Origin of the sequence: Mycobacterium intracellulare ATCC 13950, assembly GCF_000277125.1 — a bacterium.
Lineage (GTDB): Bacteria > Actinomycetota > Actinomycetes > Mycobacteriales > Mycobacteriaceae > Mycobacterium > Mycobacterium intracellulare.
Window position 1 is genome coordinate 2,009,859 of record NC_016946.1, and the last position, 20,556, is coordinate 2,030,414.

20 protein-coding genes are annotated in these 20,556 nt (G+C 66.0%); 8 read left to right on the top strand and 12 right to left on the bottom strand.

Annotated elements, in window-relative coordinates; translation table 11 throughout:
* Positions 1-184 precede the first annotated feature (184 nt).
* From OCU_RS34475 to OCU_RS34500, 6 genes are read right to left on the bottom strand one after another with little or no spacing between them, the layout of a single operon-like run.
* On the bottom strand, positions 185-1,648 hold the full coding sequence (locus OCU_RS34475; RefSeq protein WP_009956483.1) for a class I adenylate-forming enzyme family protein: 1,464 nt from the start codon (positions 1,646-1,648) through the stop codon (positions 185-187).
* The gene (locus tag OCU_RS34480; RefSeq protein WP_009956482.1) at positions 1,645-2,445 is read right to left on the bottom strand and encodes an enoyl-CoA hydratase/isomerase family protein; all 801 of its coding nucleotides are present in this window, start codon (positions 2,443-2,445) and stop codon (positions 1,645-1,647) included. The genes OCU_RS34475 and OCU_RS34480 overlap by 4 nt, the downstream gene beginning before the upstream one ends.
* Positions 2,442-3,257 carry an enoyl-CoA hydratase/isomerase family protein gene (locus OCU_RS34485; protein ID WP_008255430.1) on the bottom strand — a complete coding sequence of 272 codons (816 nt, stop codon included), beginning with the start codon at positions 3,255-3,257 and terminating at the stop codon, positions 2,442-2,444. Before OCU_RS34485 ends, OCU_RS34480 begins: the two co-directional genes overlap by 4 nt.
* Positions 3,254-4,501, bottom strand: a complete 1,248-nt coding sequence (locus tag OCU_RS34490; protein ID WP_014379754.1) for an acyl-CoA dehydrogenase family protein — start codon at positions 4,499-4,501, stop codon at positions 3,254-3,256. Before OCU_RS34490 ends, OCU_RS34485 begins: the two co-directional genes overlap by 4 nt.
* 13 nt (positions 4,502-4,514) lie before the next feature.
* Positions 4,515-5,321, bottom strand: coding sequence for an enoyl-CoA hydratase/isomerase family protein (locus OCU_RS34495; protein ID WP_014379755.1), 807 nt, complete (start codon positions 5,319-5,321; stop codon positions 4,515-4,517).
* Between the two features lie 4 nt (positions 5,322-5,325).
* Complete coding sequence (locus tag OCU_RS34500; RefSeq protein WP_014379756.1) at positions 5,326-6,576, bottom strand: hotdog family protein; 1,251 nt, start codon at positions 6,574-6,576, stop codon at positions 5,326-5,328.
* Between the two features lie 92 nt (positions 6,577-6,668).
* Here OCU_RS34500 and OCU_RS34505 point away from each other — a divergent pair, with 92 nt between their 5' ends.
* The gene (locus tag OCU_RS34505) at positions 6,669-7,502 is read left to right on the top strand and encodes an enoyl-CoA hydratase/isomerase family protein (RefSeq protein ID WP_014379757.1); all 834 of its coding nucleotides are present in this window, start codon (positions 6,669-6,671) and stop codon (positions 7,500-7,502) included.
* Positions 7,503-7,511: 9 nt separating this feature from the next.
* On the opposite strand, the gene OCU_RS34510 is transcribed toward OCU_RS34505, so the two are convergent.
* Positions 7,512-8,378, bottom strand: coding sequence for an SDR family NAD(P)-dependent oxidoreductase (locus OCU_RS34510; protein WP_009956476.1), 867 nt, complete (start codon positions 8,376-8,378; stop codon positions 7,512-7,514).
* Positions 8,379-8,494: 116 nt separating this feature from the next.
* Here OCU_RS34510 and OCU_RS34515 point away from each other — a divergent pair, with 116 nt between their 5' ends.
* Complete coding sequence (locus OCU_RS34515) at positions 8,495-10,018, top strand: class I adenylate-forming enzyme family protein (protein ID WP_009956475.1); 1,524 nt, start codon at positions 8,495-8,497, stop codon at positions 10,016-10,018.
* A gap of 18 nt (positions 10,019-10,036) precedes the next feature.
* Here the strand turns inward: OCU_RS34515 and OCU_RS34520 are convergent, their stop codons facing one another.
* Positions 10,037-10,441: a Zn-ribbon domain-containing OB-fold protein gene (locus OCU_RS34520; protein WP_009956474.1), complete on the bottom strand. Its 405-nt coding sequence runs from the start codon at positions 10,439-10,441 to the stop codon at positions 10,037-10,039.
* 2 nt (positions 10,442-10,443) lie between these two features.
* On the bottom strand, positions 10,444-11,586 hold the full coding sequence (locus tag OCU_RS34525; protein WP_009956472.1) for an acetyl-CoA acetyltransferase: 1,143 nt from the start codon (positions 11,584-11,586) through the stop codon (positions 10,444-10,446).
* Positions 11,587-11,621: 35 nt separating this feature from the next.
* On the opposite strand from OCU_RS34525, the gene OCU_RS34530 reads away from it, so the two are divergent.
* Genes OCU_RS34530 through OCU_RS34545 form a run of 4 tightly spaced genes read left to right on the top strand, consistent with a single transcriptional unit; the run spans position 11,622 to position 15,587 of the window.
* Complete coding sequence (locus tag OCU_RS34530; protein WP_009956470.1) at positions 11,622-12,464, top strand: HpcH/HpaI aldolase family protein; 843 nt, start codon at positions 11,622-11,624, stop codon at positions 12,462-12,464.
* Positions 12,465-12,506: 42 nt separating this feature from the next.
* Complete coding sequence (locus OCU_RS34535) at positions 12,507-13,622, top strand: TauD/TfdA family dioxygenase (RefSeq protein WP_009956469.1); 1,116 nt, start codon at positions 12,507-12,509, stop codon at positions 13,620-13,622.
* 16 nt (positions 13,623-13,638) lie between these two features.
* The gene (locus OCU_RS34540; protein ID WP_008255445.1) at positions 13,639-14,718 is read left to right on the top strand and encodes a hydroxyacid dehydrogenase; all 1,080 of its coding nucleotides are present in this window, start codon (positions 13,639-13,641) and stop codon (positions 14,716-14,718) included.
* A 41-nt stretch (positions 14,719-14,759) separates the two neighbouring features.
* Positions 14,760-15,587 carry an enoyl-CoA hydratase/isomerase family protein gene (locus tag OCU_RS34545; RefSeq protein WP_009956468.1) on the top strand — a complete coding sequence of 276 codons (828 nt, stop codon included), beginning with the start codon at positions 14,760-14,762 and terminating at the stop codon, positions 15,585-15,587.
* Positions 15,588-15,603: 16 nt separating this feature from the next.
* Here the strand turns inward: OCU_RS34545 and OCU_RS34550 are convergent, their stop codons facing one another.
* The gene (locus tag OCU_RS34550; RefSeq protein ID WP_009956467.1) at positions 15,604-16,791 is read right to left on the bottom strand and encodes an amidohydrolase family protein; all 1,188 of its coding nucleotides are present in this window, start codon (positions 16,789-16,791) and stop codon (positions 15,604-15,606) included.
* A gap of 299 nt (positions 16,792-17,090) precedes the next feature.
* Between OCU_RS34550 and OCU_RS34555 the strand changes: the two genes are divergently transcribed.
* Positions 17,091-17,885, top strand: coding sequence for a TetR/AcrR family transcriptional regulator (locus OCU_RS34555; RefSeq protein ID WP_009956465.1), 795 nt, complete (start codon positions 17,091-17,093; stop codon positions 17,883-17,885).
* Here the strand turns inward: OCU_RS34555 and OCU_RS34560 are convergent.
* Complete coding sequence (locus OCU_RS34560; protein WP_009956463.1) at positions 17,874-19,034, bottom strand: acyl-CoA dehydrogenase family protein; 1,161 nt, start codon at positions 19,032-19,034, stop codon at positions 17,874-17,876. The two genes, OCU_RS34555 and OCU_RS34560, sit on opposite strands and share 12 nt — an antisense overlap.
* A gap of 104 nt (positions 19,035-19,138) precedes the next feature.
* Between OCU_RS34560 and OCU_RS34565 the strand changes: the two genes are divergently transcribed.
* Entirely contained in the window at positions 19,139-20,158 is a 1,020-nt protein-coding gene (locus OCU_RS34565) for an acyl-CoA dehydrogenase (protein WP_009956462.1), read from the top strand.
* On the opposite strand, the gene OCU_RS34570 is transcribed toward OCU_RS34565, so the two are convergent.
* The gene (locus OCU_RS34570) at positions 20,137-20,553 is read right to left on the bottom strand and encodes a PaaI family thioesterase (protein WP_009956461.1); all 417 of its coding nucleotides are present in this window, start codon (positions 20,551-20,553) and stop codon (positions 20,137-20,139) included. The genes OCU_RS34565 and OCU_RS34570 overlap by 22 nt on opposite strands.
* Between the last annotated feature and the right edge of the window lie 3 nt (positions 20,554-20,556).

Here is a 20,556-nt window from a genome sequence, read left to right on the forward strand (position 1 = left end):
TGTTGGCCAGCATCCAGTAGAAGAATGCGACAAGGCCACACATCACTGCCCAGGTCACAGCCAGTCGGACCAGTTCCTGCCACATGAGACCCTCCTAGCGGGGTGAAACTTGCCACCAAACGTTAACATCACTCTCAGAAATGAGAACAATCGTTTTCGTCGCGTAGGCGTTGGAGGGACAGGGTCACACGTCCGCGAGCGCAGCGAGGTCGCGCTTGACCACCTTGCCGACATCGTTGCGGGGCAGCTGTTCGACGAACACGATGCGTACCGGAACCCGGTAGGGCGTCAGACGCTCTCGACACCACGACACGAGGCCGGCCTCGGAGACCGACTCATCGCCTCTGACGACGAACGCCCACGGCACCTCCCCGAGCCGCTCGTCGGGAACGCCGACGACGGCGGCTTCGCGCACCCCATCGGCGGCCAGCAGGACGTCCTCTACCGTGCCGGGAAACACTTTGAGGCCACCACGATTGATCATGTCCGATACTCGGCCGTCGAGCCACAGAAAGCCGTCGTCGTCGAACCACCCGAGGTCGCCGGTGTGGAACCAGCCGTCGTCGGTCAGCCGGTCCAGGAAGGCTGGATCGATCTTCCGGGCGGCCGTCGTGGGCGTGCGGACCATCACCTCGTCGTCGGCGATTGTGACGTCGATGCCGGGCAGCGGCCTGCCGACCGAACCCAGTTTGGTCTCGCCCCACTCCCGGGCGTCGGCGGCCGACCAGCCCACCACCTCACCCCCGAGTTCGGTCTGGCCGTAGGAGTTCAGCACTATCACCCCGAATTTGTCCCGGAACCGGCGCGCCTGCACGGGCGACAGGGGAGCGGTGATCGACCGCACGATCTTCAGTGGCGAGAGGTCGGCCACCGAGTCGTCGTGCAGAACCATGGTCAGCGCCGCGGGCGGCAGCACCGTGGATCGCAGCTGGTGGCGCCGGACCAGCGCGGCGAAATCCGTCGGGGAGAACCGGTCCATCAGCACGACGCCCGAACCGGCCCGGAACGCGAACAGCACCTGGTAGATGCCGGCCCACAGCGACAACGACAAGGGCACCAGGTTCGGCATGGGGGGCCTCTTCGGTGGGGCCGACGCATTTTCCAAGCCAGGTTTCGTGCCGCGAAGTTTGGCCAGCAGCCGGTCGATCAGATCGAGTACCGTGCTGTGACGAAGCGGCACCGGCTTCGGCGGTCCCGTGGTGCCGGAAGTGAACTGCAGCAGCGCGACGTCGTCGTCGTAGCACGGCTCGCCGGCCGAGTGGCCTGACGACGCGACCCTGGTCCACGACAGCGCCTCGCCGGTGATTACGGGCAGGTGATGAGTCGAGAAACGTTGTGCGAGTGCGGGGGTCGTGATGATGGCAACGGGGCGCAGCGTTTCCAGCTGGGCGAGGATCTCGGGATCGGCCGCCCTGGGGTTTAGCGGTGTGTACACGCCGCCGGCGTGCCACGTGCCGAACAGCGCGGCGATGGTGGTGGCGTCGTTGGGCAGCATCGCGGCGACGACCTGTCCCGTCGCCAGCCCGGACTCGGCGAGCAGCTTGCCGAGTCGCTGGGCACTGGCCGACAGCTCGTCACGGGATACCTCGGCGCCGACCGTGTGCACCGCGACGTCGGGTAGACCGTCCAGCAGCGTTGCGAGGTTCACGAATCAGCCTCCAGGGGAGCCCAGTTCGGAGTTCGCTTGTCCGCGAAGGCCAGGGGGCCCTCGTTCTGGTCCGGATGGCCCCACATCGATGTCAGGTGTTTCGCACCTTCGCGGCACGCATCGGTGAGGCCGTATTCGAGCGCGCCCCATAGTGCCCGTTTGGTGGCGCGCATCGCCGAGGGCGAATTCTTGGCGATCTTCTCGGCGAGCTCCTGGGCGGCGTCACGCAGCTTGTCGGGCGGGTCGATCACCTGGCTGATCATGCCGAGTTCGTACGCGCGCTGGGCGGTGAGCCGTTCGTGACTCCCGACGAGTGCCATCCGTAACACCGCTTCGGCGGGCATCTTTCGCATCAGTGCGATGGTCTCCAGCGCGCTGACCTGACCGATCGAGACGTGGGGGTCGACGAAGGTCGCATCCGACGACGCGATGACGATGTCGGCGTCAGCCACCCAGTGCAGCCCGCCGCCCGCGCACACCCCATTGACGGCAGTGATGACCGGCTTCTCGACATTGCAGTGCCAGGCGCTCAGCTTCAGATCCAGTGTGCGCATGGTCTCCTGGAATTGCAGCACGGCCTCGCCGTCGAGGTCCTCGACATCGGCGCCCACCTGAAACGCCCGGCCGTTCCCGGTGTGCACGATGACGCGGACGTCGGGATCGGCGTTCAATTCCGCCCACGCCCTGGGAAATTCCTCGCGCATCACGGCGTCGTAGGCATTGAGACGGTCAGGGCGGTCGTTGATGATCCATCCGACGGGACCCCGTCGTTCAACGATGAGTCTGTGGTATGTCATGGAACCTCCGCTACGTCGGGCAGCGGTTGCCACTGCGGCGCACGCTTCTCGCGCCACGCCCGGACACCCTCGGCATGATCGGGGTGATTGCGGAGCCGCCAGATCTCCTCGGCGGCGTCGCTGCGCGCCTGCGTCATTCCGACTTCCAAACTGTGCCAGAGCGCCTTCTTCGTGGTGCGTATCGCGGTCGGCGAATTCGTGGCGATCGCGGCCGCGAGACGGCCCGCCGCCGCGCGGAGCTGATCGGCCGGCACCACCTCGGACACAATGCCCAACTGGTAGGCACGCTGCGCCGAGATGCGTTCACCCTTGCCGCTCAGTGTCATTCGCAGAACGGCCTCCATCGGCGACTTGCGCAGCAGCGTGATCGCCTCGTACGCGACGGCCTGCCCGATGGAGACGTGGGGGTCGGTGAAGGACGCCTGCTCGGCGGCGATGACGATGTCGGCGTCTGCGACCAGATGCAGGCCCCCTCCCGCGCACACCCCGTTGACCGCGGCGATCACCGGTTTCCACACGTCGCAGTGCCAGGACGAGATCTTCAGCTCGGCATCCCTGGTTCGGCGGGAGTGTCGTCGCATGGCCGCCTTGTCCCGCGCGACCTGGACCACGTCCATCCCGGTACAGAACGCCCTGCCGTTGGCGGCGTTGACGATCACCTTGACGTCCGGATCGGTATCGAGGTCGGCCCAGGCGGCCTCGAGCTCGTCGAGCATCAGCGCGTCGAAGGCGTTGCCCGCCTCGGGCCTGTCGAGGATCAACCAGCCGATCCCGTCGGCCTTGGACACGATCAAGCGTTCATAGGCGCTCACGAACGGGGCATGTCCTTCCAGGGCTTGCCCTTCCAGGGGTCCGGCTCCTTCGGCAAGCCGAGCACGCGTTCGCCGAGGATGTTCTTGTTGATGTCGGTGGTGCCGCCCTCGGTGCCGTTGGCGAGGCTGCGCATCATGCCCTGCACATCCCGCGGCAGAGCGTCCGGATCGTCGTGGGCAGGCCAGGCGATCGCATCCGTGCCCAGCAGATCGACCATGAGGTCCTGGATCTGCTGATTGATGGTGGCCTGGTGCACCTTGCCGATCGACGAGGCCGCGCCGGGGGACTGGCCGGCCGAAAGCGCTGCGCGCACGCGGTCATTGGTCCAGCCGCGTACCCGCTCTTGCGCCCACAAGCGCATCACCTTGTTCCTGATCACGGGATCTGCCCAGCGTCCGGTCTCCCTGGCGAGGATGATCAGTCGTTCGGCGCTCGACCCGCCGAGGCGGCCCATCCCACCCGAGCCCGAACCCGACACCATCTGTCGCTCGCTGGACAGCGTCGACGCACTCACGCGCCAGCCGTCGTTGACGGCGCCGACGCGGTGGACGTCGGGCACCCGCGCTCCGTCGAGGAAGACCTCGTTGAATTCGGCCTCGCCGGTGATCTGGCGAAGCGGTCGCACCTCGACGCCCGGCTGGTGCATGTCGAGCAGGAAGTACGTGATGCCCTTGTGCTTGGGCTGTTCGGGATCCGTCCGCGCCAACAGGATCGCAAAATCCGCCTGATCGGCCCACGTGGTCCACACCTTCTGACCGGAGATCACCCAGGAATCACCGTCGCGCACTGCGCGGGTGGCCAACGACGCGAGGTCGGAGCCAGCGCCAGGCTCGCTGAAGAGCTGGCACCACTTCTCCTCGTTGCGCACGATCGGCGGCAGGAAGCGCAGCCGCTGATCCTCGGTACCGTGGCTGAACAATGCTGCCGCCGCATTGTTGAGCCCCAAGGGATTCAGACGCGTCAGGCGAAGCGGGCGGAGCACCTCGTCGATCGCGCGCGCGACTTCGTTGCCAACACCCAGGCCGCCGTGTTCACGCGCCCACGTGGGTACGACTAGGCCGGATTCGGCGAAGGTCGGATACCACTGTTGGTAATCCGCAGGGCTGCGGACCGCCCGCATGGTCGCGGCGTCCTTGGCCGCGGCCGAGCGCCAGGCGGCCGGAACCTCGGCCTCGATCCACTGCCGCACCGCCGCGACCGCATCGTCGACCGGCGTGTCAGGGCGGATCGGTAGTTGCGTCATGATCTCAACCTCTTCAGCGGCCCTTGAATGCTGCACCGCGTTTGTCGCGGAAGGCCGCCAAGCCTTCCTTGAAATCCTCACTACGACTCGACAATTCGAGTGCCAATGCCTCGTTCTGGAGATGGCGGTCAAGGTCGAGGCCGTTGGCGCTGTGCAGCAACCACTTGGTGAGTCCGAGCGAAACCGTGGGCGCTTCACCCAGTTCTCTGACGAGTTGTTCGGCCACCGAGGGCAATTCGTCGGATGCGCAGGCGCCGTGGATGATGCCCCACTCGGCGGCGCACGTTCCTCCGATTTCCCGGCCGAGCATCAGCAGCTGTCGGGTGCGTACCAATCCGATGAGCCGTGGCAGTAACCAGGCTGCGCCGCTGTCGGGGGTGAAGCCGCGCGCCATGAACGGCTCCCAGAACCGGGCGTCGTCGGCGGCGACGCAGAAGTCTGATGCCAGCGCGATGTGGAAGCCCAGGCCGATCGCCCAACCTCGGACCACGGCGACAACGGGCACCTGCGTCTGAAGCATCAACGGAATCAGCCGATTTGCCTTGTTCGGTAGGCGGCGCTGCGTGCTGCCCACGCGTGGTTTCCGTTCGGATTTTGCGTTGTTGGCGATCAGGTCCGCGCCCGCGCAGAAATCCGGTCCGGTGGCGTCGATCCTGATGACCCGCACCGATTCGTCGGTGCCGGCATCGACCAGATGACCGATCATCGCGTCCAGCATCGCATCGTTGACGGCATTACGGCGTTCGGCGCGGTCGAGGGTCAGCCGCAGGGTCGGGCCCTGCTGTTCGGCCAGAAGGCCGGGAACACTGCGGTAACTCATGTGCTCAGCGCTCGGCGAACTGTTCCGTTACGGCGGTCAGCAATTCGCCGAGGTTCGTCGCGCCGCCCGGCGGGTCAGGCAGGCGCACGGGCCCTCGGTCGCGGCTGGGCAGCAGGACGGTCGCGTGTCCCGGCGCGGTGATCTGGCCGCGGTGGTTGGTCGCCGCGAGTTCGAGGTCGACGGCGGGGCGTTCACCGTCGGCGAGGTACTTGCGGACGACGGTACCGGTGACGGTGTGGACGTCGCCGACGTAATTGAACAGACGAAACTCGCAATCGAGCTTCCACAGCCAGGCGTCATCACCCATCCAGTCCGTGCACAAGTGGATCAACCACGTCTCGCGCATGCGCCCGTAGTCGAACGTGGTGGGATTGCCCGCGTTGCGCGCGGCGTCGGGCTCCCAGTGCACGCGTTGCTGGGCATCGGGGACGCCGTACTCGTTGGGCGTGTAGAAGCGGGGGATGCGCTGCCGGTTCCGCCACGCCAGTCTCAACGGACGCACACCGTACATGCCCATACCCATGCCGACGTGCCAGCAGACCATGTCGGTGACCGTCAGCGGGCCCTTTGTCAGCGACCCCAAATCGTCGCCTTCGTCGACGTCTTCCCACCACCGCGGCTCGGCGCCGCGCGGGCTTTCGCGCCCGTAGCGTTCGTCGAGCTCGGCTATCTCGTCAGCGGTCCACGTCTTGAGTTGGACGGCTTCGTATTTCTTCCGGCCCCGCGCCTTGCTGCGCTCGGTGCGAATCATGTTGCGGTACTGGCCGCCCAAGATCGTGCCCTCGTCGTCGCGGAACACCTGGGCGGACCATTCGTGGATGGCGCGGCCGGCAAACTCACTGCTCTTGTCGAGCGCGGCCACCAGGGCATTGCGCCTGAAGACGCGGTGGTTGGCGCGCAGCGGCGCCCACCATTCCCGAGCAGATGAGGCGTAGAAGGCATGCACCCCGCGCAGTGGATCGCCCTTGGTCAGTGCGCGGTCCTCGTCCGAGAGTGTCGTGACTTCGTCCTCCCCGATCAGCGTGTCGCCGCCAACGAGGGCGGGTGGGGCCACAGACTCTCCCCATACAGACTTCGCGGCGTATTCGGGATCGGCCCACAGCGGGTTGGCGTCACCGTAGCTTTCGGCGACGTGACGAAACGTGTCCTCGTTGGGGCGGTAGTAGTGCGGTGGCTGCGTGTGCGGGACGGCAATGCCGATGGTAGCCCGCAACCTGGCCAATCCCTCGTCGGTGATCCGCCCCGTCTGCCCCATCGGATTGCCTCCTCGTTGTGGCGGCCCGTGTCGTCGCCCGGACAAGGTGGAAATTAAGATACCCGAAAAACGGAAACGCCGTTAACGCAGGGGTGAACGAGATGTCAGAACAAGCATCCGGAATCGTGTGTGCGATCGGCGCCGACGGCGTCGCGCGGGTGACAATAGATCGTCAGGAAACGGGAAACTCGTTGTCTCCGTTGGCGCGTGACGCACTAACCGAAGCATTCGTACGGGCCAATGACAACCCCGCCGTCCGCGCGGTGCTGTTGAGCGCCAGCGGCACCCGGCACTTCTGCGCCGGGGCCGGCCTCGCACCGCAACCGGCGGGCGCCGGGGCCGCCGTCGAGCCGGTGCAAAAGCGTCCGGGTGACATCGCGCGGATGCTTCAGCAGGGCTGGCAGCGGCTGGTCGCGTCCATTCTCGACTGTGACAAGCCGGTGGTCGCGGCGGTCAAGGGCACGGCCGCCGGGGCGGGCGCGAGCTTGGTTCTGGCTTCCGATCTCGTCGTGATGTCAACGGAGGCAAAGCTTGTCGAGGCGTTTGTGCATCGTGGAATCCTGCCGGATTCCGGCGCCATCCACCTCCTGACGAGGATCGTCGGCCTGCGCAAGGCGACCGAATTACTGATGCTCGGTGAGCCGGTCGACGCGGCCGCCTGCGAAAGGCTGGGACTGGTCAATCGGGTGACCGCGCCGGACGACACCGACGCGGTCGCCGAGGAACTCGCCGGACGGTTGGCCGCGGGCCCGACGGTGATGCTGACGCTGACCAAGCGGCTGCTGTCGGTCTCGTCGGAGTCGGATCGGCACCGCGCATTCGAGCAGGAGGCCTGGGCGCAGGAGGTGGTGTCGCGCACGGCGGACCTGCAAGAAGGCCTGGTGTCGTTCGCCGAACGCCGGAAGCCCAAGTTCCTCGGCCGCTGACCTTCCGCGTCAGCCCGCGATGGGTCCGCCCCGAATGGTGAACGCGGCGCTATCGTCGATCTCGTCGATAGACGACGCCACCGACTCCGCGGTCAGCGCCGTGTCCTCGATTCCCTTGGTGACACCGATGAACACGCGTGACACTTTGCCCGCGCCCACCGAGTAGATGTGCGCGGTGCGGTCGCACGACCGATGACACAGATAGACCACGACGGGCGTGACGAGCTCGGGATGCATGGCCTTGCCGGCGTCACCCATGATGTTTTCCGTCATCCGGGTCCGCGCTATCGGGGCGATGGCGTTGACGGCGATGCCGTTGCGGGCGCCCTCGATCGCGAGAACGTGCATCATGCCGACCAGGCCCATCTTGGCGGCGCCGTAGTTGGCTTGACCGAAATTTCCGAAAAGGCCGGTGCCCGAGGTCGTCTGAACGATTCGGCCGTAATTCTGCGCCCGCATGATCGGCCACACCGCCCGCGTGACGTTGAATGCGCCGGAGAGGTGCACGGCAATGACGGCGTCGACCTGCTCGGCGGTCATGTTCTTGAACGCCGCGTCGCGCAGAATCCCCGCGTTGTTCACCAGCACATCGACCTGCCCGAAGGCCTCCAGCGCGGCGGCCACGATCGCCGCACCGCCCTCCTCGGTGGCCACCGAGTCACCGTTGGCGATCGCCGTACCCCCGGCCGCGGTGATCTCGTCGACCACGGCCTGGGCCGCCGATATCGACGCCCCGTCGCCGTCCACCGAACTGCCCAGGTCGTTGACCACGACCCGGGCGCCGCGGCGGGCGAGCTCGAGTGCATGGCAGCGACCCAGTCCGCCGCCGGCCCCCGTGACGATGGCTACCTGGTTGTCGAAAGTCATTGAATGCATGGGTGAGAGGTTACATTTACCTAACCGAGAACAACCATTTGCATCTGAGGCGTCGGAGGAGGCTCATGACTGGCCCGACTGAGTTGCTACGACATGCGCGCCGCAGAGCCGAAGAATTGCGGCCCCGCTACCGAGCGGCCGGTTTCTGGACGGCGGAGCCGATCGACCTGGTGGGACCCACCGCGGCGCGGCACCCTGCCCGGGTTGCCGTCGCGGATCGCGGCGCCGAACTGACCTACGGCGAACTGGACAAGCGCATCGACTCGGCCGCCCGAGCGATGGTCGACGCCGGCCTTGCTCCGGGTGGCGCGATCGTCGTGGTAGTCGGTAACGACGTGGACTCGGTCGTGTCGGTCCACGCGGCGCTGCGGGTGGACGCGGTGGTTCTGCTCGTGCCGCGCAGTGCCGGGGCGACGCAGATCGCCGACATCCTCACCCGCACCGGTGCACGATTCGGCGTAGCGCCGAACTGGGCGACGATCACCGACGCGGAGGTGTCCGGTCTCTGCGATTGGATCGAACTCGGTGACGATGGCCGAACGGGTACCACCCGGCCGCCGCGGCCGGTGCGGTCGGCCGATGATCCGTGCCTTGTGCTTTACACCTCGGGCACAACCGCGCGGCCCAAGGGCGTGATTCATTCGCTGAGCACGCTGGCCAAGGCTTCGGCGAATTACATTGCGGCGGCGGGCCTGGGTTCCGACGACCGCATCTTCTTGATCAGCCCGCTCGCGTCGGTCACCGGGGTGTTGCAGGCGCTGTTCATCGGTCCGATGCTGGCGGCTCCAGTGATTCTGGAAGATCGCTGGGACCCGGCGGCGACCTGCGACCTCCTGGTCAGCTCAGGTGCGACGTGGTACGGGGGCCCGGACCGGCTGCTCGACCGGATGCTCGACCAGGCCGTGGCGCGCGGCGCCGTCGTCCCATTACGCGCCGTGTACCTGGGCGGCACGATGCTGGACCGGCGGATCGTCGAACGCATCGAAGACGAGTTCGGCATCGTTGTGATGCGCGCCTATGGATCCTCGGAGACCCCGGTCAGCACGTCCGGTCTGCGGACCGAACCCCGAGACATCCGCCATGCCGACGACGGTGTGGCGCTCGGCGACGTCGACGTGCGCGTCGGATCCGAGTCCGAACCCACCGAGTGCTGCATCAAGGGTCCGCACACGTTTCTCGGTTACACCGACGCCGAGGACGACGAATACGCGTTCGAGGGGGAGTGGTTCCGAACCGGTGATGTGGCGGAGGTGGTCGGCGGCCGGGTTCGGATCGTCGGCCGGATCAAGGACATCGTGATTCGTAACGGGCTGAAGATCCCGGCCGCCGAAGTGGAGGAAGCGGTCTCGAGGATCGGTGGGATACGCGAATGCGCCGCTTATTCCGTTTCCGATCCCACCACCGGTGAGCGATTGGCTATGGCGGTCGTGCTCGAACCCGGCGTCGAGATCTCGCTCGCCGAGATCGCCCGGACCCTGGGCGCGGAGGGATTGCCGAAATACAAACTGCCCGAAGAAGTTGTCTTCTGGGACGAGCCGCTGCCCGTCAACGCCAACGGCAAAGTCGACCGCGCCAAACTCGAAGCGCGGTCGGTCGGGCGGCAGCGGCTGCTCGCCGACCGTCTCGCCACTACCGGATGAGAGATCCCGCCGCCGAACCTAGTCGGCAGCGGGACGGAAGACCGGGACGACGAATCCGTCTTCGTCGTCGCGGAAGGCGATCACCAATTGCAGGTCGGCGCGCAAATCTTCGACGCGGCAATTCTCCACGACCGTCATCAGCCGCGGTCCCTCCTCGAGGTCGACCATCGCCAGCACGTACGGCGTGCGCACGTCGAAAGGTGCGGCGTTTTGGTGGATGACGCTCCACGTGTAGAGCCGCGCGCGACCGGTTGCCGGCGCCAACTCGACGTCCTCAGCCCAACAATGCGGACAGAACGGCCTGGCGTACAACGATTTGCGACCGCAGGACCGGCAGGCATTCACCAACAGCCGCCGGTCCTGCGTGGCTGACCACCACGCCTGACCATCGGCGTCGATCGTGGGGCGATCAGGAGCCGTCATCGCTACCTTCCGAGAATCATTGTGGCGCTGTGGGTGAAAAAGCCCCCCATCGCGTGGACGCATGCCAACCTGGCGTCGGCGACCTGACGCGCTCCGCATTCACCGCGCAACTGCCGCACCGCCTCCACCATGAGGAACATTCCTCGCATACCCGGGTGACACGACGCCAGGCCCCCGCCATCGGTGTTGGTCGGCAGCGACCCGCCCGGGCGAAGCGCTCCGGACTCTATGAAGGGGCCGCCTTCTCCCTTGGCGCAGAAGCCGAGGTCCTCCACGGTCAGCAGGACGGTGGACGTGAAGGAGTCGTAGAGCTGACACACATCGATGTCGGCCGGGCTGACCCCCGCCCGCGCGAACGCGAGTGGCCCCGAGCGCGCCGCCGGCGACGTCGTGAAATCGGGCCACTGGCCCATGCTGACGTGCGACGCCGCGTCGGCCGTGCCAAGAATCCACACCGGATCCTTCGCGCAATCTCTGGCGACGCGCTCGCTGGCGAGCACGACGGCGCCGCCACCGTCGGTGCGCAGGCACACATGCTTGGAGGTGAACGGGTCCGCCAGTAGCGGCGCGGCTGCGACGTCGGCAACGGTGATGCGGTCTCGCTCAAATGCGTTGTCGTTCATGGCTGCCCACTCGTGGGCCGCGACGGCGACTTCGGCCAGTTGGTCGACGGTGGTGCCGAATTGGATCATGTGGCGCCGGGCTGCCATGGCGTACTTGGCGATGAGGGTCGCGCCGTAGGGCGCCTCGTACTGCAGGGCACCGCCGGTTGCCATCGCGGCAGCCGACGCGCGCAGCTGTCGCTTGACGTCGGAGCGTGCGGTCGATCCGTAGGTCAACAGAGCGACCTCGATTTCGCCGGCCGCGATCGCGGCGGCGGCATGGCCGGCCATCACTTCCCAGGAGGATCCGCCGACATTGGTCGCATCGACCCAGGTAGGCCGCAGGCCGAGGTACTCGCTGACTTCCACGGGGGGAAGCAATGTTCCGTGCCCGCCGAAACCGTCGATGTCCTCCTTCGTGAGCCCCGCATCGGCGACCGCCCGCCGCGAGGACTGGGCCATCAGCGCCATGGCGGTCTTGTCGGGCACCCGGCCGCAGTCGGACAAGGCTGCGCCGACGATGGCGACGCGGTTCGATGACATAGCTCATGGTTATCACATCGACGTGGCGTCCGATAATGACCGTTGACAATATTGTGGAAACGTTATTCTCGGTCGGCTACCGTGAGCCTATGACGACGGCGCTGCGGGACGCCTTGCGGGCAGAGACGCTGGTGTTGTGCCTCGCGCTGCTCCACGCGCGCACGCCCGACGTTCCGGCGATCGCTGCGGCGTGTGGATACGACGCGGTATACGTCGATCTCGAACACACATCGACGTCCCTGGATACCGCGCAGATGCTGTGTGCGAGCGCGCTCGGCGCGGGGATCTCCGGCCTGGTGCGGGTGCCGTCCAACGATCCCAGTGTCATCGCCCGCGTCCTGGACGCCGGCGCGGTGGGAGTTATTGTGCCACATATAAATTCGAAACAAGAGGCCGAAGGAGTCGTGCAGGCCGCACGATTTCCACCGATCGGCAGCCGGTCCATTTCGGGTCCCAACGCGGTCAGCGGATACGCACCGCGAACAGCGCCCCAATTGGTGGAGCTGCTCGAACGGCGCACGGTCGTGGCCGTGATGATCGAGACCCCGGAAGCCGTCGAGGCAGCCGACTCCATCGCCGCCGTCGACGGTGTCGACATGATTCTCATCGGACCGAGCGATCTGACCGCCGAAATGGGCATCCATGGACAGTATGAGAATGAGCATTTCCACAGTGCAGTAGAATCGGTCGCGGCGGCTTGTCGTAGTCACGGCGTGGCGCTCGGTATCGCCGGAATAAAGTCGGTTGACCTGCTGAATCGATTCCTGGGATTGGGATTGCGATTCATCTCGGCGGGGACCGATGTCGGGATGATGACCGAGGCGGCCTCAGCCCGTGCGCAAGCGCTTCGCGGACTGCAGAGCCACCGCGACGACTGACATCGACAACCGAAAGCGACGCCCACACACCAGGAGGACCGGATGCCGACAGCCATCTACACCGAACGCGTCACCGACCCAATGGCGTGGACCGGCGCGGACTTCACGAGCAAGGAAGACTTCGCCTTCGACCTGTCCGCCCGCAATGTGGCTGCGCTGGAATCGATCCTGGCCAAGACGGCGAACAAGGGCCGCGATGACATCACGCCAGAGGATGCTCGGCATCCCGACCTCGACGACGATCTGGCGCGGCTCTACCACGATCTGATGTTCGGCAAGGGCCTGGCCTGCGTGCGCGGCTTCCCGGTCGAGCAGCATTCGATTGAGGACCTCGAGCGCATCTACTGGGCGTTCTGCACGCACCTCGGCTATCTGGTGTCGAACAACTCCTTTGGTCACCGCATGGTGCGCGTTCAGGAAGAGATCCTGCCGGGCGGCGTGCAGCCCGCTCGCGGTACGAAGTCTCGTGCCGAACTCGCGATGCACAACGACGCCGCCGACATCCTGTCGCTGCTGTGCGTCTACCCGGCGGCCCAAGGCGGCGAAAGCCAGTTCGCCAGCGGCCCGGCCGCGCACAATCGGATCCTGGCCGAACGCCCCGACCTGCTCGACGTGCTCTACGAGGGCTTTCCGCACCACCGACGCAGCGAACAACCCGATGACCAGCCCGATGTCACGCCCTACAACGTCCCGGTCTTCTCCCAGATCAACGGGCGAATCTGCATCAACTTCACCTACAGCAGCATCCTGCCGGCCATGAAGACGCTCGGGCGCGACTTCACCCCGAAGCAAGAGGAGGCCATCGAGCTGCTGCGCAACATACTCGTCGACCAACAGGTCGAATTCCGTTTGGAGTCCGGGGAAGCGGCCGTGGCGAACAACTTCGCGATGTGCCACTCCCGGTCGGACTTCGTCAGCAGCGACGACCCCAAGAAGGCCCGCTGCTTCCTGCGCGCCTGGATGGAGGTCCCGCGCGAAGATCGTCGGCTGCCGATCGGTCGCGAGTACTTCCACATGGAAAACAAGGATCTGCGGCTCGGGTACGACGTGGTGCCCGGGCGCGACGGCGCGATCGCGCGCAACGACTACCGCAACGTCGACACGGCGCTGGCCGACATGTTCAAGGCGGCACAGGCCAAACCCAAGGCACGGCCATGAAAGGCGCACGACAAAGATGACCGGCGCGCCACGACCGCGGTTGGTCGTCGAGCGGTGGACTGACCCCGCCGCGGCGGACGTCCTGGAACTGTCCGGCATCGACATCGTCAAACTCGATCTGACCGCACCCGCCGAATCAGGCTGGGCGGCATTGGAGTCCGCGCACGGCTACCAAGTCGCCACGCGAACCGATGTTGCCTCCGTGGCCGACGGCGCACAGTGGCTGGCCGGTGAGGCATTGATCGCGCGCTGCCCGTGCCTGCTGGCCGTCTGCTCGGCAGGAGCCGGATATGACGTCATCGATGTCGATGCCTGCACCCGCGCGGGGATAGCGGTGTGTAACAACTCTGGGCCGGGAGCGGAGGCGGTGGCCGAGCACGCCCTGGGATTCATGCTCGACCTCGCCAAGAAGATCACCGTCTCCGACCGCGCGCTACGGAGCGGTCCGCTTCGCGATCGGCTGGCCCTGCGGGGAACTCAGCTGTTCGGCAAGACGCTTGGTGTCGTCGGGCTCGGTGCCATCGGGGGCCGCCTCGTCGAGTTGTGTGCGCCGTTCGGCATGGAGGTGCTGGTCTTCGATCCGTACCTCGACGAGACGACCGCGCGGTCTCGCGGTGTGCAGCAAGTGACGCTCGCCGAGCTCGTCGAACGTTCGGACTTCGTGCAGGTTACGTGCCCTCTGACGAGCGAAACGCGCGGACTCATCGGCAGAACGCAATTCGCCGCGATGAAGCCGACCGCCTTCTTCATCACCACGGCGCGCGGGCCTGTCCATGACGAGGCGGCGCTGCTCGACGCGCTCGTCAGCGGCGGAATCGCCGGCGCGGGCCTCGATGTGTTCCACGAGGAGCCGCCCCGGCAGGACAACCCGCTGCTGCAACTCGACAACGTCGTTGCGACGCCGCACACAGCGGGCATCACGGTGGAGGCCGCGCGGGACATCGCCGTCGCCACCGCGACTCAGTGGCAGACGATCTTCGAAGGCCGCATGCCGCCTCGCTTGTTGAACCCGCAAGTCTGGCCTCGCTATTGCGAACGATTCCACGACATCCTTGGTGTTCACCCGACCGCGCGCGTCCCCGCGGCGGCGGAGTGAAAACGACTACCCCCCAACGAGTGTGAGAGAAGGACCGTGACTTGGCGACACACTACGACACGATCGAGGTCGAGGTCAGGGGCCATGCCGCCTGTGTGACCCTCAACCGTCCTGAGGTGCTCAACGCGATCAACGACGAGATGATCGCCGAACTGGCCGTGGCTTATGCGGAAATCGAACGCTCGCAAGATATCTGGACCGTGATCATCACGGGTGCCGGCCGTGCGTTGTGCGTCGGAGCCGACGTCAACAAGGCCGCCGACCACGACATGGAGAACGCGGCAGGCATCGACAACCAGGGCGAACCCATCCTCAGCTCGATGCGGCAGTGGGACGCCCCGCAGGAGGCGACACCGCCGTGGCTGCAGATGACCAAGCCGATCATCTGCGCGGTGAACGGCATCGCCTGTGGGGCGGGAATGGACCTGGTGACCACGGCGGACATCACCATCGCGTCCGAGCGCGCGACGTTGATGGACCCGCATGTCAGCATCGGCGTGACATCCGGGCGCGAAGGGGTCAGGCTCGCCCGTGTGCTCCCGCTGCCCGTGGCGATGCGGCTGATCCTGATGGGCAAACACGAAAAGCTCAACGCGCAGCGCGCTTATGACTTGGGCGTCTTCACCGAAGTGGTCCCGCACGATGAGCTCATGGCGCGCGCCTGGGAGATCGCCGACATCGTGAATTCGAATGCACCGCTGGCGGTGCGTGGTTCACGTATGGCCGTGCGCAAAGGTCTGACGATGCCCATATACGAGGCGGAACTGCTCGCCGAGAATTACCGGATGAAGGTGGCGCTGACGAAGGATGCCATCGAGGGGCCGCGCGCCTTCCTCGAGAAGCGCCAGCCGCAGTGGAAGGCGCTGTAGGGCTCGACCGGCTGCGTTACACCATCCCGAAGAAGTTCTTTGCGTTGGTGGACAGCACCTTTCGCTTGGTCTCCTCGTCCAGGCCCTCCGTCGCCTTGTTTGCGACCTCGAGACTCCGCGGCCAGTTCGTGTCGTTGTGCGGGTAATCGGTCTCGAACATGAGTTGGTCCGGCCCGACCAGATCCAGGATGCGGAACGCGACCGGATCGCCGAAGGTGGAGAACCACACTCGTCCGGGCACCTGGCTGCTGGGCGGTTCGGTCAAGAGGGGGTGTATGCCGCCCCACGCGCGCCGGTCCTCCCAGACCTCGTCGACACGCTGCAGGTAGTAGGGGATCCAGCCCGCTTGCGCCTCGGCGAACGCGAGCTTGAGGCCGGGGAACTGCATGAGCTTGCCGGAGAACAGCCAGTCGACCATGGCGATGGTGCAGTTGACGGCCATCAGTGCGCTCGTCACGACATGCGGGGAGTCCGGAGAGGACTTGGTCAGCGAAGAACTCGATCCGATGTGGAGCATGATCCCCACCTGGTTTCGCTCGCACGCGGCGAAGAACGGGTCCCAATAGCCGCTGTGAATGGACGGCAGGTCCAGGCGAGAGGGCAGCTCGGAGAAGCACACCGCGCGCATCCCCCGGGCGGCCACCCTTTCGACCTCTTTCGCGGCGAGCTCGACGTCCCAGAGCGGGATGATGCCGAGCGGGATCAGCCGACCGTTCGAGCTGCCACCCCACTCGTCGATCTGGAAGTCGTTGTAGGCCTCGACACAGAGCCTGGCGAGCTCCTTGTCCTTGCCGTACAGGAAGCGTTGGCCGCAAAAGCGTACGAGGGTGTTGGGAAAGCAGGCCGAGGCTTCGATGCCGGCAATGTCCATGTCCGCGAGCCGATCCGCGGGACGGTAGCAGCCGGGGCGCATCTCGTCATAGGTGATGGGGTCGGTGGTGAGTTCGTCGATTTCATAGCCGGCGGCCGCGCTGATGAGCGGGATCGGGATAACGGCGTCCTCGTAGTGCCAGATGTCCGCGTCGCGGCCCTCGTCGTCCTCGACGAAAGCCACATCGGACGTGACGGATGGATCCATGCGCCCGCGCGTGCGAACGATCCGCGGGCCGATGTCGCGATAGCGCTCGGGCAGCCGGCTGGTCCACAAATCGGCCGGCTCCACCAGATGGTCGTCCGGCGAGACGATGAGGATGTCTGCGCTCAACGCTGCACTCCTTCGAAAACGGCCCATGGCTTCAGTGAGTGGCACACGGATTCGGAAATGAGAATGACCGTTTCCACGGTACCGCATCAGGCGGCCCGGCGCGCCGGTGCACCTCTGGACTGCCGTCGGACCAAGGCTCCTCGGAGGCGTACCGGCTCTGGGAGAACCGCCCCGGTGCGGGCCGCCGTCGAACCTTCGGGGCCGATGCCGGCAGTAATCACTTACCTGCAGTGAGAATCAACATGCACGTGTAGGTAGATCGCACATTTTCCGCGTCGGGCGGGTAGTCTTTCCGCATTATGCCTACGAAGAAGCCCGCCGGTCCCGATCCCGAAACCGGCTTGGAATTGGTCGACAACAACGTCGAGCTGCACGGCTCGTGGCAGCAACGCACGATCGAGCGGCGTCTGAGTTCTGCCAGAGCGCGTGCACTCGCGCGCAGTTCGCGGTTCCTGGCCACCGCGCTGGAATTGGTAGAGGAGTCGGGCAAGGCCGATTTCACGATCCAGACCCTCATCGACAGGTCGAATCTCAGCCTGCGAGCGTTCTACCAACACTTCGCGGGTAAAGAAGAACTGATGTTGGCGCTCTATGAGAACGTCACGAGTCAGTTCACCGAGGACATTCGCCACGATGTCGCGGCCGCCGACGGTCCGATGGAGCAACTCGAGGCTTTCTGCCGGGGCGTTCTGTCCCGCGCGGAGTCGTCGGAAGCCGTCGGGGGCCGGGTCATGACGATCTACAACCTGAGCCTGGAGATCGAGCGGCCGGACGACTTCGCAAAGGTCTGGGAGCCGCATCTGAAGCTGCTGACGAAGATCCTCACGTCGTGTGCTCGGGCCGGATTGGTACGCACGGATCTGACCCCCGCGCAGCTGACCACGTTGCTGAACACCACGCTGACCGCGCTCGCTCAAATCGGCGTTTTTCATCTGGGCGGCAAGGGTTCCAAGCTGACGGAGGACCAGTTGTGGGCGTGGTGCAAACAGGCCGTCACGCCGCCCGCGTCGGACGTCAAAGCCAAGCCGGCGCGCAAGGCGCCGCGTGCCGCAGCCGGCGGACGGGCCGGACGGCCGAAGAAACTAACGGGGTAGGCCGAGCCCGCGCTGGGCGATGATGCTGCGCTGGATCTCGCTGGTACCCGCATAGATCGTCGTGCCCAAGGAGAATCGCAGCGAGTGGTCAAACCGCCCGCGTTCGGGAGCGGTCGGCTCGAGGTAGCTGCGTAGACCGTCCGGGCCGACGAGTTCGAACACGTCCTGGCTGGCACGCTCGAGCGCCTCGGTGCTGAACACCTTGGACATTGACCCCTCGGCCACCGGTATGTCGCCCTGCTCGACCATCCACACGCACCGGCGCTGCAGCAGCATCGACACCTCGGCCTCCATCGCGACGCGGGCGAGCCGGCGCCGGACGTCGGTATTGGCGATCGGCAGTGAGCCGTCGCCGGACGCGCTGGTGGTTGCCCAATGCTCGGCATGGTGCAGCAGCCGGATCAGGTGGGGCCCCCATCCGGACGCGTGCTCGTCTTGCAGCGACAGGCTGAGCACCTGCCAGCCGCCATCGACTTCGCCGATGCGCCACTCGTCGCCGATCCGGACGTCGCTGTAGAAGGTGATGTTGGTGCGTTCCCCGGAAAGCGTCCATACGGCTTGTGCCGCAAAGCCATCAGAGTCGCCCGGCACCAGGAACATCGTCAGGCCTTTGTGTTTCGGCTTGTCCGGGTTCGTGCGCGCAAGCAGGAACACGAAGTCGGCGAGGTGACCGTTGGTGGTGAACATCTTGGAGCCGTTGATCACCCACCCGTCGCCGTCGCGCACGGCGCGGGTGGCGGCCGCCGCGACGTCCGACCCGCATTCGGGTTCGGTGAAGCCGAGCGCAATGGTGATGTCGCCGTTGATGGCTCCGGTGAGGATGCGGTCCTTCAAGAAGGGGGTGCCGATCTCACGGATGATCGCCGCAACCATCCTGGTTGTCTCGGAGAGGTACACCGGCGCGTCATACCGCATCAGTTCCTCTTTGACGACCTGATCGTCCCATGCGTTGCGGCTCTGTCCGCCGAACTCGACGGGCCAGGCCGGAGCGAAATAGCCCTTGTCGACGAGACTTTTGGCGAACTCGTCGTCGTGTGCGACCCCGCTGCGGTAGATGCGTTCCTCGAATTCGGGGGTCAACACGTCGTGCAAGTGGGCACGGAGTCCGTCGCGGTAGGTCTCGGTCTCCGTATCGAGCTGAAAGTGCATGTATGCACGCCAATCTGTCGTGGCACGCGGCCCAGGACGGTACGCATGGCAATGTTAATCTCAATTTTGAGAGTAACCATATCCGCACGTGACGGGGCGATAACGTGGACCTGAGCCTGACGGGCGAACAGAGACAGTTGGTGGATTCGTTCGCCGCGCTGTTTGCGCGCGAGTCGACATCCGAACGAGTCCGGGCGGCCGAGCCGTTGGGCTTCGACCTCAAGCTGTGGAAGGCCCTGCTGGAGACGGGGGCGGTGGAGATGGCGGTCGACGAGGCGGCCGGCGGATGGGGCGCGCCCGAACTGGAACTCGCGTTGATTGCCGAACAGTTCGGACGCGCGGTCGCGTCCGCTCCCGTCATCGAAGCGCAGGTTGCCGCGCGGCTGCTGGCGGCGTCCGGCGAGGCCGGTACCGGGCTTTTGAATGAGGTCCTCGCCGGTGAGCAGCTGGTCACGTTCGCGCCCCGCACCGGTCGCGGTGGTCGGTTGGGGTTGGTGCCCGGCGGGGCGGTGGCAGACCACGTCATCGCCCTGACCCAGGGGCGGCTGCTGGTGGTGCCGATCGGCGAGAACCGCACCATAGTGGAAAACCTTGGGTCAATGCCGCTGGCGGACATCATGATTGACGATGGTCCCGTCGTCCTTGCGGACGGGCCGCAGGCGCGCGGCCTATTCGATGGCGCCCTTGACCTGTGGCTCGCGCTGACCGCCGCGGCTTTGGCGGGCGCGGCCAAGAGGGCCGTGGAGATCGGCGTCGACTACGCCCAGCAACGTCATGCGTTCGGAACCGCGATCGGCTCGTTCCAGGCGGTGTCTCACCCGCTGGCCGACAGCGCCACCGCCGCCGATGGGGCGCGGCTGCTCGGGCTCAAGGCCGCGTGCGCATTCGCCGACGAGCCGGATTGCGTTCGCGAACTGGCTGCGATGGCGTTCGCATTCGCCTATGAGACGGCGCGCGACGCCACTCGGCGCAGCCTGCACATTCAGGGCGGATACGGGTTCGGCATGGAGGGCGACATCCAGCTTTACTATCGCCGGGTTCGGGGATGGGCAATGGTTTTCGGCGAACCCGCGGTCGCATTGGACCGGGTGGCCGATGCGCGCTATGGCGCCGCCGCGGAGTGAACAGAATCGCGACGCGCAAGGATCGCGAAGCTCAGCGTCGCACGCGCCGCGAGTCGGTCGCGGCCAACGTCGAAGACGTCGACGGCAACAACGATCATCCGTTTTCCCGCGCGCACCAACGTGGCGACCGCACGCGCGGGGCCATCGACGATCGGTGCCAGGAAATGGATGGACATGTCCGCGGTTCCCGCGCCGTCGCCGTCGCCGGCATATTTGACCGCAAGGCGCCCTGCGGCGACATCGATGAGAGTGGCTACCAGCCCACCCTGCAGCGCGCCGCGAATGTTCCTCAGGTCTCCTCGGTTGTGCAGGTCAACGACGACCGAGTCATCGGTGTCGACGACGTCGTAGAACGGCAGCTGGGCGAAAAGATGTCCCGGAACGGTGACGTCCATAGG